The organism is Sutcliffiella cohnii (genome assembly GCF_002250055.1).
GTDB classification, from domain to species: domain Bacteria; phylum Bacillota; class Bacilli; order Bacillales; family Bacillaceae_I; genus Sutcliffiella; species Sutcliffiella cohnii.
In genome coordinates this window covers 3,696,084-3,708,528 of sequence record NZ_CP018866.1, presented here as the reverse complement: position 1 = coordinate 3,708,528, position 12,445 = coordinate 3,696,084, and the positions used below count along the sequence as shown (strand labels likewise).

At 37.5% G+C, this 12,445-nt stretch carries 14 protein-coding genes; 7 read left to right on the top strand and 7 right to left on the bottom strand.

The genetic code is table 11. The annotated features are described in order from the left end of the window. Positions 1–53: 53 nt before the first annotated feature. Together BC6307_RS18740 and BC6307_RS18735 are read left to right on the top strand one after the other, a co-directional pair. Complete coding sequence (locus BC6307_RS18740) at positions 54–1,589, top strand: sodium-dependent transporter (protein ID WP_066419595.1); 1,536 nt, start codon at positions 54–56, stop codon at positions 1,587–1,589. Continuing rightward, positions 1,589–1,702: a methionine/alanine import family NSS transporter small subunit gene (locus BC6307_RS18735; protein ID WP_084380619.1), complete on the top strand. Its 114-nt coding sequence runs from the start codon at positions 1,589–1,591 to the stop codon at positions 1,700–1,702. Before BC6307_RS18740 ends, BC6307_RS18735 begins: the two co-directional genes overlap by 1 nt. An 871-nt stretch (positions 1,703–2,573) precedes the next feature. On the opposite strand, the gene BC6307_RS18730 is transcribed toward BC6307_RS18735, so the two are convergent. After that, on the bottom strand, positions 2,574–3,530 hold the full coding sequence (locus tag BC6307_RS18730) for a M23 family metallopeptidase (protein WP_066420954.1): 957 nt from the start codon (positions 3,528–3,530) through the stop codon (positions 2,574–2,576). 243 nt (positions 3,531–3,773) lie between these two features. Here BC6307_RS18730 and lipA point away from each other — a divergent pair, with 243 nt between their 5' ends. Further along, a complete protein-coding gene (gene lipA / locus BC6307_RS18725; protein WP_066420931.1) occupies positions 3,774–4,670 on the top strand; it encodes a lipoyl synthase in 897 nt (298 codons plus the stop codon). A gap of 57 nt (positions 4,671–4,727) precedes the next feature. Here the strand turns inward: lipA and BC6307_RS18720 are convergent, their stop codons facing one another. The 3 genes from BC6307_RS18720 to BC6307_RS18710 all read right to left on the bottom strand — a co-directional run bounded on the left by BC6307_RS18720 (position 4,728) and on the right by BC6307_RS18710 (position 7,860). Next, positions 4,728–6,095, bottom strand: coding sequence for an aspartate kinase (locus BC6307_RS18720; protein WP_066420932.1), 1,368 nt, complete (start codon positions 6,093–6,095; stop codon positions 4,728–4,730). A gap of 202 nt (positions 6,096–6,297) precedes the next feature. After that, a complete protein-coding gene (locus BC6307_RS18715) occupies positions 6,298–7,080 on the bottom strand; it encodes an HAD family hydrolase (protein ID WP_066420934.1) in 783 nt (260 codons plus the stop codon). Positions 7,081–7,188: 108 nt separating this feature from the next. Next, positions 7,189–7,860, bottom strand: coding sequence for a YhcN/YlaJ family sporulation lipoprotein (locus BC6307_RS18710; RefSeq protein WP_235858307.1), 672 nt, complete (start codon positions 7,858–7,860; stop codon positions 7,189–7,191). 120 nt (positions 7,861–7,980) lie between these two features. Here BC6307_RS18710 and BC6307_RS18705 point away from each other — a divergent pair, with 120 nt between their 5' ends. Further along, positions 7,981–8,262: a YutD family protein gene (locus BC6307_RS18705; protein ID WP_066420938.1), complete on the top strand. Its 282-nt coding sequence runs from the start codon at positions 7,981–7,983 to the stop codon at positions 8,260–8,262. Positions 8,263–8,310: 48 nt separating this feature from the next. On the opposite strand, the gene BC6307_RS18700 is transcribed toward BC6307_RS18705, so the two are convergent. Both BC6307_RS18700 and BC6307_RS18695 read right to left on the bottom strand, forming a co-directional pair. After that, positions 8,311–8,598 carry a cytosolic protein gene (locus tag BC6307_RS18700; RefSeq protein WP_066420940.1) on the bottom strand — a complete coding sequence of 96 codons (288 nt, stop codon included), beginning with the start codon at positions 8,596–8,598 and terminating at the stop codon, positions 8,311–8,313. A 76-nt stretch (positions 8,599–8,674) separates the two neighbouring features. Beyond that, complete coding sequence (locus tag BC6307_RS18695; RefSeq protein ID WP_066420941.1) at positions 8,675–8,941, bottom strand: DUF3055 domain-containing protein; 267 nt, start codon at positions 8,939–8,941, stop codon at positions 8,675–8,677. A 183-nt stretch (positions 8,942–9,124) separates the two neighbouring features. On the opposite strand from BC6307_RS18695, the gene BC6307_RS18690 reads away from it, so the two are divergent. Next, on the top strand, positions 9,125–9,562 hold the full coding sequence (locus tag BC6307_RS18690; RefSeq protein ID WP_066420943.1) for a DUF86 domain-containing protein: 438 nt from the start codon (positions 9,125–9,127) through the stop codon (positions 9,560–9,562). Between the two features lie 138 nt (positions 9,563–9,700). After that, positions 9,701–10,471 carry a TIGR01457 family HAD-type hydrolase gene (locus BC6307_RS18685; protein ID WP_066420945.1) on the top strand — a complete coding sequence of 257 codons (771 nt, stop codon included), beginning with the start codon at positions 9,701–9,703 and terminating at the stop codon, positions 10,469–10,471. Positions 10,472–10,525: 54 nt separating this feature from the next. On the opposite strand, the gene BC6307_RS18680 is transcribed toward BC6307_RS18685, so the two are convergent. Then, a complete protein-coding gene (locus BC6307_RS18680) occupies positions 10,526–11,008 on the bottom strand; it encodes a phosphatidylglycerophosphatase A family protein (RefSeq protein WP_066420955.1) in 483 nt (160 codons plus the stop codon). Between the two features lie 231 nt (positions 11,009–11,239). On the opposite strand from BC6307_RS18680, the gene yutH reads away from it, so the two are divergent. Further along, positions 11,240–12,244, top strand: coding sequence for a spore coat putative kinase YutH (yutH, locus tag BC6307_RS18675; RefSeq protein WP_066420947.1), 1,005 nt, complete (start codon positions 11,240–11,242; stop codon positions 12,242–12,244). Positions 12,245–12,445: the final 201 nt, after the last annotated feature.

Here is a 12,445-nt window from a genome sequence, read left to right as displayed (position 1 = left end):
CTAAGCGCATTAATAGAAATTATACATGTAATAACAATGGGGAGGTAATTTACATGGAAAATCGTCCGCAATGGGGGACAAGAGCCGGGTTTATTTTGGCTGCTGCTGGATCAGCGATTGGTCTAGGTAATATTTGGCGTTTTCCTGCAGTCGCATATGAAAATGGAGGAGGAGCATTCTTTTTACCGTACTTATTTGCTCTATTAACAGCTGGTATTCCTCTTTTAATTTTAGAGTTTACGATGGGGCATAAATATAGAGGATCTGCTCCGTTATCTTTTGCAAGAATGAATAAGAAAACAGAATGGATTGGTTGGTGGCAAGTCGGAATTTCCTTTATTATTTCGATTTACTACGGGGCTATTATCGCATGGGCAATGTCCTACTCTGTTTTCTCGTTTAATTTAAATTGGGGGAACGACACTGCTGGTTTCTTATTCGGAGACTATTTAAACATAACGGATCCAGGTAAGTTTGACGGGTTTGTTCCTGGCGTACTACTTCCGTTAATTTTAGTTTGGGTTATTGCACTAGGGGTTCTATATAGAGGAGTTAAACGTGGTATTGAGCTTGCGAATAAAATATTTATTCCAGCCTTATTAGTTTTGTTTTTAATTATCGTCGTCCGTGCGCTTACGCTAGAAGGTGCTGTGGACGGTTTAAATGCATTCTTTAAACCTGATTGGTCAGCTATTTCAAGCGGTAAAGTTTGGGTAGCCGCCTATGGGCAAATTTTCTTTAGTTTATCGATTGCCTTTGCTATTATGATCACTTATTCCAGTTATTTACCTAAAAAATCTGATATTACAAACAATGCCTTTATTACTGGTTTTGCTAACTCCAGTTTTGAGTTATTAGCCGGTATTGGAGTTTTCAGTATTTTAGGATTTATGGCTATGCAACAAGGTGAGGCAGTTTCAGATGTAGTTAGTGCAGGTGTTGGGCTTGCATTCGTTGTTTTCCCAGCTGTAATTAACGAGCTACCTGCATTAAATGGGCTATTCGGTTTCTTATTCTTCGGATCATTAGTGTTAGCCGGCTTATCATCCTTAATCTCGATTATCGAAACGTATATAGCTGGTTTACAAGATAAGTTTAAAATTTCCCGTTCTAAAGCAGTTATTTTCGGGGGAGGATTTGCAGCAATTGTTTCCTTAATGTTTGCAACAAGAGGTGGTCTATGGTTCTTAGACGTAATGGACTACTTCATTAACAGCTTCGGTGTAGCTCTTGCGGGGCTTGTGCAAGTTATCGTTGTTGTATGGTTTGCGAAAGAGCTTAAATCACTACAAGCACATGCAAACTCTGTTTCCGATATTAAACTAACTGGTTTACTTGGTGGATGGTGGAAGATTTCTTTAGCATTTATCACACCAGCTGTTCTTGGATACATGATGATTGATAATATTAGAACAAATATTAGCGAAGTTTACGGTGCTGGTGATGGGATCTCAAGAGCGTTTACGGTTCAATATGGATGGGCTGTTGCTATTGGTGTCATTGTACTAGGATTCTTACTAACGCTTGTCAAATGGAAAAAAGACACGGTAGAAGTTCCGCAATCTTCATCAAAGGAGGTCTCTAAATAATGGGTGCAAGCTCAGTTGTGATGATGTTATTAGGAATAGCAATTATTTGGGGAGGTCTGGCATTTAGTATTACTTGGGCCGTAAAAAAGGCAAAAGAGAGTAACGAAGGATAAAAGAACGAACGAGAGAAGTAGTGGAAGCTATTTCTCTCGTTTTTTTATTGTTTAGCGGAATTTTGTTTTGGTACGCAAGCCGCCTCCGCTTTTCTGATTGTCTAGCTCCGGCGGCTAGGTCCGGCTCAAACTTCACTTTTCCTCCGTACGATAAGTCATCATCGACTCGAAGATAGCTCGCCGTGATTCCTTTATCTCCTGCGGAAAAGCTCCAGTTTGATTGGACCTGAACGAGCCGCCTCCGCTTTTCTGATTGTCTAGCTTCGGCGGCTAGGTCCGGCTCAAACTTCACTTTTCCTCCGTACGATAAGTCATCATCGACTCGCTATCGCTCGCCGTGATTCCTTTATCTCCTGCGGAAAAGCTCCAGTTTGTTTGGACCTAAACGAGCCGCCTCCGCTTTTCTGATTGTCTAGCTCCGGCGGCTAGGTCCGGCTCAAACTTCACTTTTCCTCCGTACGATAAGTCATCATCGACTCACTGTCGTTCGCCGTGATTCCTTTATCTCCTGCGGAAAAGCTCCAGTTTGTTTGGACCTAAACGAGCCGCCTCCGCTTTTCTGATTGTCTAGCTCCGGCGGCTAGGTCCGGCTCAAACTTCACTTTTCCTCCGTACGATAAGTCATCATCGACTCGAAGATAGCTCGCCGTGATTCCTTTATCTCCTGCGGAAAAGCTCCAGTTTGATTGGACCTGAACGAGCCGCCTCCGCTTTTCTATGTCTAGCTCCGGCGCTTAGGCCCTATCAAACTTCCCGTTCCGTCCGTACGATAAGTCAACATCAGCTCGCTAACGCTCACTGTGTTTCCTTTATCTCCTACCGGAACAGTCCAGTTTGTACGGGCCTGTTCAAAGCGCCTCCGCTTTTCTAATCACCTTTTTCTTTTTTCGGCTCTTTCTGTTCTTTCCCACGATTTTAGATGTGGAAATGGGTCAAATGACCATTCGTTATATCCGTTGTCTTTATACATGCCATAATGTAAGTGTGGAGGGAATTTGCCAGAAGTTCCTGGAGGGCCGTATCCAGAGCTACCAACAGACCCAATCATTTGCCCAGGCTCTACAACTTGTCCGATTTCTAAATCTTTTGCAAAGCCATTTAAGTGAGCGAAATAATGATAAGTATTGTTCACATCTCGGATTCCGATTCGCCATCCACCAAATTTGTTCCAACCTTTCATTTCTATAACTCCGTAACATGTTGAACGAACAGGAACACCGTAGTTTGCAAAAATATCTGTTCCTTCATGCATTCTTCTACCGCCCCAGCCTCTAGCGTCTCCCCACGTATTTCGATAACTATAGTTCGCGTGCAGAGGAAGCGGGAAAACATGTTTATCAAGTTTAATCGAATCGAACACTTTAAATAACTTAGCATGTCCCATAATGAGAGCTACTGTTTTATCACGTTTGTAATAATCCCATAAAGCAATCTTTAAATTTTCCTCATCGGTTCCGTATGATTGAAGGTAATTAGCAAACGAATATAGTAAGTCTTCATCATCATTAAGATCTGCTTTTCCGTCTCCGTTCCCATCCTGACCTATACCATTAAAAAATTGAATCGTAGCAGGGTGAATATCCTCGCTATTTGGATTTAAAGGACCTGCCCATATTTCAGGTTTAATATAAATGCCGATAATGGACGTTTGTTTCGGTATGTCTTTTCTAACTCTTCTAACGTTTCGTTCATATTGGTCTACTCCCGCAAAATAGTACCATGGAATCTGTGTAACAGCTTCCATCTTTGCATACAATTCAAATCGTTTTTGATACATTTCATCTTCACTTAACGTTTCTTGAGCGAAGGAAGGAGAAAGGGGGAGCATTAATAATAAGAGCAAGATTGGAATAAGTCGTTTCAATTTTGCTTCTCCTTTCTGAAGACACTTATTTTTTCCTCTTTACTATGTTTAGTTTGTGGTGCTTTTCTAATTTAATAAATACTAATTGTTGGAAGTTGTTTTGGAGGATTAATTTTACTTGTTTCTCATGAGTTTGTTTGATAAAGTGACATTAGTTAAGCTAGATTAATCGGTCTAATAATGGAAATAAATATTGGAGTTGAGAAAATGGCTAAAAAAGAAGAATACATACGAAAGCCGGAATGGTTAAAAATTAAATTAAATACGAATGAAAATTATACAGGCTTAAAAAAGTTAATGCGTGAGCGTAACCTACATACTGTATGTGAAGAAGCTAAATGTCCGAACATTCATGAATGCTGGGCAGTTCGTCGGACTGCAACGTTTATGATTCTTGGAGCAGTTTGCACACGAGCTTGTCGTTTTTGTGCTGTAAAGACTGGTTTACCAAATGAGCTTGACTTACAAGAGCCAGAAAGAGTAGCTGAGTCGGTAAGGCTTATGAACTTAAAGCATGCTGTAATTACTGCAGTTGCCCGTGATGACTTAAAGGACGGTGGAGCTGCTGTATTTGCTGAAACAGTTCGCGCAGTTCGTCGTGAAAATCCATTTACAACAATTGAAGTTTTACCATCAGATATGGGTGGTGTATATGATAATTTAAAAATGTTAATGGACGCACGACCAGACATTTTAAACCATAACATTGAAACTGTTCGTTCATTAACTCCGCGAGTTCGAGCTCGTGCAACGTATGACCGCTCCTTGCAGTTTTTAAAAAGAGCTAAAGAAATGCAGCCAGATATTCCGACGAAGTCAAGTTTAATGATTGGTTTAGGTGAAACAAAAGAGGAAATCATTGAAACAATGGATGATCTTCGTGCAAACGATGTAGATATTATGACAATCGGCCAATATTTACAGCCATCTAAAAAGCATTTAAAAGTGCAAAAGTACTACCATCCAGACGAGTTTGCCGAACTACGTGAAATTGCAATGTCCAAAGGATTTAGCCACGTAGAGGCAGGACCTTTAGTTCGTTCTTCTTATCATGCAGATGAACAAGTAAACGAAGCGGCAAAAGCTAGACAAGCGAACGCTTAAACGAAAAAGGCTGTCTGTAAAGTCATCTTGACCTCACAGGCAGCCTTTATTATTTTTTTAAGAATAAACGTTCACTTTAGAGAAGAATTCATCATATAATTCGCGAAGAATCACATGTTCTTTTTCTTGTAATACACCAAAAACGATGCTCACCTCGGAAGACCCTTGGTTAATCATTTCGATATTTGCTCCAGTACGAGAAATAGCCGTAGCTGCTCTTGCGGCAAGCCCAGTTGAGTTGTTCATTCCTTCCCCTACTAAAACAATCATGGAAAATCCGTGACGAAAATAAGCTTCCTCCGCCTCAAGTTCGTTTACAATTCTTTGTACAATTCTTTCCTCTTTTTCTTTGTTTAATTGATGACTTCTAATAATGATGGAAATATCATCTAGGCCAGAAGGGGTATGCTCGTAAGAAATGTATTCTTCTTCTAATATTTGTAGAAGTTTTCTTCCGAAACCAAGTTCACGGTTCATTAAATACTTACTAACATACAATGTGGAGAATCCGCTATCAGCTGTTATTCCTGTGATGGGTCCTTTATTTTTCTTCCTCTCCGCTACAATAAAAGTACCAGCTGCTAGTGGGTTATTTGTGTTTTTTATATTAACAGGAATTTGTTCTTTATATACCGGCATAAGGGCTTCATCATGAAAAACAGAAAAGCCAGCATAAGAAAGTTCGCGCATTTCCCGATATGTAATTTCTTCTATTTCCATCGGGCTATTCACTACTTTAGGATTTGCAGAAAAAACGCAGTCAACATCCGTAAAGTTTTCATACACGGAAGCATTCACTGCAGCTGCTAAAATCGAGCCAGTAATATCAGATCCACCACGATTAAAAGTACGTAACAAACCACTCTTTGTAAAACCGAAAAAACCGGGGAAGACGATAATTTTTTCTGAATGCTGTAACTCACTTAATTTGTTATAAGCTTCTTCTGTTGCTTGCGTAGGTTGAGGGAAATCAGTAACGATAAGTCCAGCCTCTTTAGGGTTCATATATTGTGCTGGTAGTCCGATGTTGTTAAAGTATGCTGCGATTAGCTTGGCGTTATTATCTTCTCCAGCGGCCTTTAATTGGTCAATAAATTGATCTTTAGTAAGATGAGTATCTTCCAATCGACGACTTAAATCATTTGAAATGGATTCCACTATTTCTCTTCCTACAAATAGTTCTTCTGCAATCATTTTATAGCGAGCGATGATTTGATTCTGTAGCGCAATAGTATCTTTTTGTTCTAAAGCTTGTTCAGCGAGGTTAATAAGTAAATCTGTTATTTTAATATCTTCATTAGACCTTTTTCCTGGTGCTGAGACTACGATGATTTTTCTAGAAGGGTCAGCTTTTACGATGGATGCAATTTTATTAATTTGTTCTGCACTTGCAACAGAAGTGCCACCAAATTTGCTTACTTTCATGTAAGTATCCCCTTTTTGTTTGAGTTGTATTTCCTATAAATACAAATGATTGTTTACAGTGTACATATTTTTGCGTAAATCGTCAATACATTCTTTTTGCTTCCCTAAAAAACAATTTTCATACTGAATAACGATCTGTTCCTCATATAAAAAAAGCCTCCGCCAACAACTGGTAGAGGGTAATTGCTATGAAAGTATCCATTTACTCATTTATTATTGGTAAAATCCCATTTAGTCCTTTTACTGTGTAAGTCGGAGTGATATGTTCAGGTGCCTCCATATTATGATGGTTAATCCAAATTGTATCAATTCCGATTTCATTTGCACCAAGTATGTCTGTTTTTAAGTTGTCGCCAACCATCCATACTTCTGTTGGTGATAGTCCAGTACGTTGTAATGCTGTCTGAAAAACGAGGCTATTCGGTTTTCCTTCCCCAAATTCTCCTGAAATTATAATATGATCGAAGTAAGGGCGGAGTTGAGGAGTTAATGAAAGCTTCATATTTTGTAAACTAGGAGCACCGTTTGTAATTAGAACTAGAGAATATGTATTTTTTAAAGCATCTAATACAGGAAATGTGTCTTCATAAACAAAAGGATGTTTTATTCGTTCTTTTATAAATCGGTTAGCTAAATTTTTAGCGAGCCTACTATCATCCACTCCAACTTTTTGAAGTCCGTTATACCAAGCTTGATGCTGGTACTCACGGATTATTTTGTTTAGTGCTGGAAAGGAAAAAGTACCGTCATCAAAAGTCCCCCATAGCCCTTCAAATGGATTGATCCCAATTAGTAACGTAAATGGTCTTGTTTCGTAACTGTCGTATAGTTTCGTTGCCTCAACACGCACAGCTTTTTCTAATTCTTCAACATTCACAATTACTTGTTCGGCTGCGTATTCGCATGTTTTTAAAAATGCGGTTTGAACACTTCGAATATCCCATAGCAGAGTATCGTCTAAATCAAAGAAAACAGCTTTTTTCATCTCTATCCCTCCTATCTTTACTTTAACGTAATGAAGATAGATGAGGAAGAGAATTTTTTTGAAAAAAAGACGGCACTAACACGAAAAGTTAAGTACCGTCTAGTTTTACTATCGATTATTATTATCTTGGTTGTAGTTTTCATCTAATTCATCGTTGTTTCCTCCGATGAATTCACCATTTGCATTTTCACCTTTGTTCAACTGATATCCTTGGGGAGATTCGAGCATCTCTTTAATCGTATATTCAAGGACCGCATCAACGTTTGGACTATCGGTTGTTAAAAGTCCAAATCGTTCTATTTCGCGTATCATTCGTGGGTTATCGGAAACGTACACGTGATAATATCTTGGAACGACGGAAAGGGCTGATTTACTAACCATATCAGCAGTGTCCTTTCGGTCATTACTATCTGTTTGGTATGCAATTAACACTTCTTCATCCGTTACTACAGTAGCAACGTCTAAAATATTTGGTAAAGTAGTTAGCATTTTACTAATAGCGTTAGCGGTTTGTTCGTAATCCATTGTCGGCATTCCTTCTAGTTGCTCATTAACATTACCGTTAGGATTTCTTTGTTCACGAACATACCCAAACTGACGACCGTTGTTTTGATTGTTCACGTTTGTTGCATTGTTGTTTAAATCGTTTCGATCATACACATTTAACGTTGTTCCGCCGTTATTACCGTGGAACATTCCAGCTCGCTCATTCGGTGATAGATCAGCTTGACATGCAGTTGAAAAAGCTGTGATTCCACATAAACTTAGCACTGTTAACATTTTTCGCAATGCAAACACCCCCTTATATATAAGTTTCACCATTAAACTTTTGTTTTTATCATAGTAATTCATGGAGAATCGTCTATAATGTAGGTAAGGAAAGAAATGGAGGAAGGCTTTATGATATGTATTGGTAATTATTGTTATGAGGTCATCGAAGAATTTCGCAACGGTTTTAATGAAGAGGCCTTTAAAAATAGATACGTTGAATTATTAAATAAGTACGATTATATCGTAGGTGATTGGGGATATAACCAATTAAGACTGAAGGGATTTTTCGAAGACTCTAACCCGAAAGCAACACACGATACGAAAATAAGTACGCTTTCTGACTATCTATATGAGTATTGCAACTTCGGTTGTCCATATTTTGTTGCAAAAAGGACAAAGAAACAGGTGTAACAGTAAACCCTATTCCATAAGCAAAAAGTGGAATAGGGTTTTCATATTTCAGTCATCAATACTTTCGTAAGGTGGCTGTTCATTTTCATTCGGATCGTCATGAGGCGGATGGGCTAACACGTCTTGGCGTGGTAAGCCTTGGTGTAATGTTTTATTTTCATAATTAAACGCACTATAATAACGTTGTCCTTCTTTCCAAGGCGTACTTTTATTTTCTACTGGAGTATCTTTTCCCCGAGGAGACCCGTATGGACCTTCAGGTAACGTTTCCGGTGCTAAATAATTTTTCATCGTTTCCACATTAGAAAAGTCGGTATATTTTTCTTTATCACTCATTACGTTCCACTTCCTTTTACAAAGCACTTTCCTTTATTATTTCCGAATGAATGAAAAAAAACCTACAAAAGTAGGCTTAAACAACTTCATATAGAAAAGATTTTAATTCCTCGGCATCTTCTTCACTTAAGTTAAAAGCATGTTCTATGTAACCAGGCTCGTCTAAATCATCATGACCAATAATGGCAAATTTATTTCCTTGTATGTTTAAAACTAGCGACTTTCCGTAATAACGGTCAGATTTTACTATTGCTAAATCAAACCTTGTGTTCTCGCCCATAAAGCTAACAAAACGGGTATCTGTTTTTACTGTATCGTCATATAAAAAGAAACGTTCACTCATTATAAATTCCCTCCTCTTCATTCTCCCATAGTATAGCATAAATGCTTGTGTGTAATTTGCAAAAAAGATTAAAGTATAGATTCAACCAAAAAAAATACAGCTTGTTTAAAGCTTTTATAATTTGTGATAAGCTAAAAGGAGTTATTATTACATATATTATTTGGAAAGAAAGGAGTACTGTTTATGTACTTTGTTGATCGCCAAAAAATTGAAAGAACGTTACAATATATTGAAAAAAATATGGAGATCTTTTCAAATCAATCTTCATGGGAAACGGAAATAGAAAAGAAAGCGTTAGAACGAATTGCCGTTTCGTGTATAGAAGGAATTTTAGATACAGGTAATGCAATGATTGATGGTTTTATTATGCGTGACCCTGGGAGCTACGAAGATATTATTGATATTTTAGAGGATGAAAAAGTAGTAGTCACACAAGAAGCTAATAACTTAAAAGAAATCATTCGTTTGCGTAAAATGTTAGTACAAGATTATTTAGAAATTAATGATACAACGGTGCTATCGACTTTAACAACATATAAAGATACAATATTAAGCTTTTGTCACTCCACGAGAACTTATTTAGTGAAAGAGTTAGGGCCAGTTACTGCATTTAAAAATTAATATGATTGATCGAATTTGCCTTCCTAGATGAAGGCGTTTTCTTTTTTGTTCTTATATTTTTACTGTTATTAAATAATGTTGGAAGTTATTTGTTTTGGCTACAATAAGGAATGATTCAAAATAATGGAGAGTGGAAAAATGAAAAAATACGCTGGGTACTTAATTGATTTAGATGGAACAATGTACCGTGGAAAAGAGCGAATAGATGAAGCGAAGGATTTCGTCATACGTTTAAAGGAAGAAAATATACCTTACTTATTTGTAACGAATAATTCGTCAAGGACACCTCAACAAGTCGCAGAAAAACTGAGAAATTTTGATATTCCTACAACGGATGAACAAGTATTTACTACTAGTAATGCAACAGCAAATTACCTTTATGATTGGAACCCTAACGCTAAAATTTACGTGATTGGGGAGGAAGGAATTCGAACCGCACTTATGGAGAAAGGATTTGAAATCGTTGAAACTGATGCAGATGCTGTCGTATGTGGTATCGACCGAACGATTACGTATGATAAGCTTGCGCTAGGGGCGTTAAACATTCGAAATGGAGCTCGCTTTATTTCAACGAATAGTGATATTGCTATACCTACCGAAAGGGGATTGTTACCTGGAAATGGTTCTTTAACATCCGTTCTAACGGTTTCAACAGAAACAAAGCCAACATTTGTCGGAAAGCCTGAAAAGATCATTATGGAACAAGCATTAAAAGTATTAGGGATAAACAGAGAAGATGTGCTTATGATTGGTGATAATTACAATACCGATATTAAAGCAGGAATGAATGCTGGAATCGATACTTTATTAGTACATACAGGTGTTACGACGAAAGCCCATTTAGAAACATATAAGGAGCAACCTACTTATACAATTACCTCGTTAGAAGAGTGGGTGGAAAAAATATAATAAGAAAAAAGTTGGCGCACTTTTGGAAGCCAACTTTTTTCTATTAATAAAAATTCACTCCGTATTTGCTGCTCGATGGGCAAGGCGACTAGACGCTGCAGCAGCGATAGCACCGACAATGTCGTCTAAAAACGTATGACACTTTTCACCATCTTTATCATTTAAACTTTTTAAAATACCAGGTTTTTTCTTATCGATATACCCATAGTTCGTAAATCCGATGGATCCATAAACGTTAACGATAGAAAGAGCTAGCACTTCATCAACACCGTAAAGTCCTTCATCAGATTTTAAAATAGATTGAAGAGGCTCTTGAAGTTTTCCTTGCTCTGCTAAAATGTCTAGTTCAATCCCAGTAATAACCGTGTTTTGAACTTCTCTTTTCGATAATACGCGATCCACATTTTCTAAACAGTCTGACATGCGTAAATCATCATGATAAGCAGATTGAAGATAATGTACTAGCTCTGCAATATCGTTTAACGTAACACCACGTTCTTCTAATAGTTGTCTAGCCTTTTTCTCAACCTCATCCATTTTTTCTAGCGGTTTCAAACGAATCACCTATCTCTCTTTTTATATATCAGTTGCTAGGTACTCTATAAATAGTTCTCTATTCATAATTTCCCCATTCCTTTAGTTTATTCAACTTTGTATTCCTTTTTTCCTTCTTTCATTTATGAAGAGTTATCTTCTTACCTTTTCCCTAAAGAAGTTCATTTCTAACATTTTTCACACATATAAATAAGGTTAGGGGGAGGGAATAGGATGAAACATGCTATATATGATCAATATGGAATTAGAATGGAGCGAAAAATTTCCTTTCGATATTACGATGCCTTTTGGGCAAATCGTGTATTATACGTAGTCACTCCTGTAAGTCATTTGGAACAAGATGAACTGAAAGAATTACAAGCATTAAGCGAATTTATGATACACCGTCAGAAGGACATTTACGTAAGCTCATTTGTGAAAAATAAACAGAACGAATTTTGCTGTGAAATAGAGGGGAAAAATATTGCGATCTTCCGAATACCGTATCAAAATGAGGCGACACGCAACCTTCCGTTAGGGAGTGACCTTGCGACGTTTCATACACGTAGTCGAAGCTATCCGGCGAAAGTTACGGCTATTAATCGAATTGGTCAGTGGAAGAGCTTATGGGAAAAGCGGATAGACCAAATGGAAAGCTATTATTATCAAAAAGTACGTAGTAATCCAACAGATTTGTTTGATCAATTATTTGTAGAATCTTTTCCTTACTATTTAGGGTTAGCGGAAAATGCCATTCAATATTTAGTTGATGCTGAAATGGATGATCGTCCACAACCGATTGACGCTGCTGCAATTTGTCATCAACGATTTTCTACAAATTCGTGGCAACAACAACAATATGCAAAATTGCCGATTGATTGGGTGATGGATCATGCTAGCCGTGATTTAGCGGAATGGATACGAACAGAATGTATGACGAGTACACGCTCTATACCAAATACCGTTCAACATTTTATTCGGGAATATGAAAGTGTAGCAAGACTATCTAGTTTTTCATGGCGCTTATTGTATGCACGGCTAATTTTTCCAATCCACTATTTAGAATGCATCGAAAATTATTACACTGTTGGCCATACAGGAAATAAACGAGCTCATGAAGACCATTTAAAGGAAGTGCTCAATCGTTCGGATTATTATGAACATTTTCTTCATTCCTTTTTTGATATATCAAAAGTTCCAACTAGAGCTTTAAAAATTCCAGTTTTGGATTGGATTTAACAAGCAGAAAGCGTCTACTTTCTATACAGTATGTGATACTATTAGATTAGGTGTTTAATATTATATTAGTGTAATTGTCCGTAAATTCCCATCCTAACTATCCAAGTGAAAATAATGTTGGGGTGGGAGCTAACGTACGCTAACACTTCGATTTAGTTTCACATTAATTATTTTCACATAATGAAAGGGGTAGGCGTCTTC

What these genes read in the sequence shown, in the direction of transcription:
- BC6307_RS18685 (WP_066420945.1), top strand. Translation starts at nt 9,701, where the DNA reads ATGAAAAAATACGCTGGGTACTTAATTGATTTAGATGGAACAATGTAC.
- BC6307_RS18695 (WP_066420941.1), bottom strand. Translation starts at nt 8,941, where the DNA reads ATGAGTGAACGTTTCTTTTTATATGACGATACAGTAAAAACAGATACC.
- yutH (WP_066420947.1), top strand. Translation starts at nt 11,240, where the DNA reads ATGAAACATGCTATATATGATCAATATGGAATTAGAATGGAGCGAAAA.
- BC6307_RS18700 (WP_066420940.1), bottom strand. Translation starts at nt 8,598, where the DNA reads ATGAGTGATAAAGAAAAATATACCGACTTTTCTAATGTGGAAACGATG.
- BC6307_RS18710 (WP_235858307.1), bottom strand. Translation starts at nt 7,860, where the DNA reads ATGTTAACAGTGCTAAGTTTATGTGGAATCACAGCTTTTTCAACTGCA.
- BC6307_RS18690 (WP_066420943.1), top strand. Translation starts at nt 9,125, where the DNA reads ATGTACTTTGTTGATCGCCAAAAAATTGAAAGAACGTTACAATATATT.
- BC6307_RS18735 (WP_084380619.1), top strand. Translation starts at nt 1,589, where the DNA reads ATGGGTGCAAGCTCAGTTGTGATGATGTTATTAGGAATAGCAATTATT.
- BC6307_RS18680 (WP_066420955.1), bottom strand. Translation starts at nt 11,008, where the DNA reads ATGGATGAGGTTGAGAAAAAGGCTAGACAACTATTAGAAGAACGTGGT.
- BC6307_RS18705 (WP_066420938.1), top strand. Translation starts at nt 7,981, where the DNA reads ATGATATGTATTGGTAATTATTGTTATGAGGTCATCGAAGAATTTCGC.
- BC6307_RS18730 (WP_066420954.1), bottom strand. Translation starts at nt 3,530, where the DNA reads ATGCTCCCCCTTTCTCCTTCCTTCGCTCAAGAAACGTTAAGTGAAGAT.
- lipA (WP_066420931.1), top strand. Translation starts at nt 3,774, where the DNA reads ATGGCTAAAAAAGAAGAATACATACGAAAGCCGGAATGGTTAAAAATT.
- BC6307_RS18740 (WP_066419595.1), top strand. Translation starts at nt 54, where the DNA reads ATGGAAAATCGTCCGCAATGGGGGACAAGAGCCGGGTTTATTTTGGCT.
- BC6307_RS18720 (WP_066420932.1), bottom strand. Translation starts at nt 6,095, where the DNA reads ATGAAAGTAAGCAAATTTGGTGGCACTTCTGTTGCAAGTGCAGAACAA.
- BC6307_RS18715 (WP_066420934.1), bottom strand. Translation starts at nt 7,080, where the DNA reads ATGAAAAAAGCTGTTTTCTTTGATTTAGACGATACTCTGCTATGGGAT.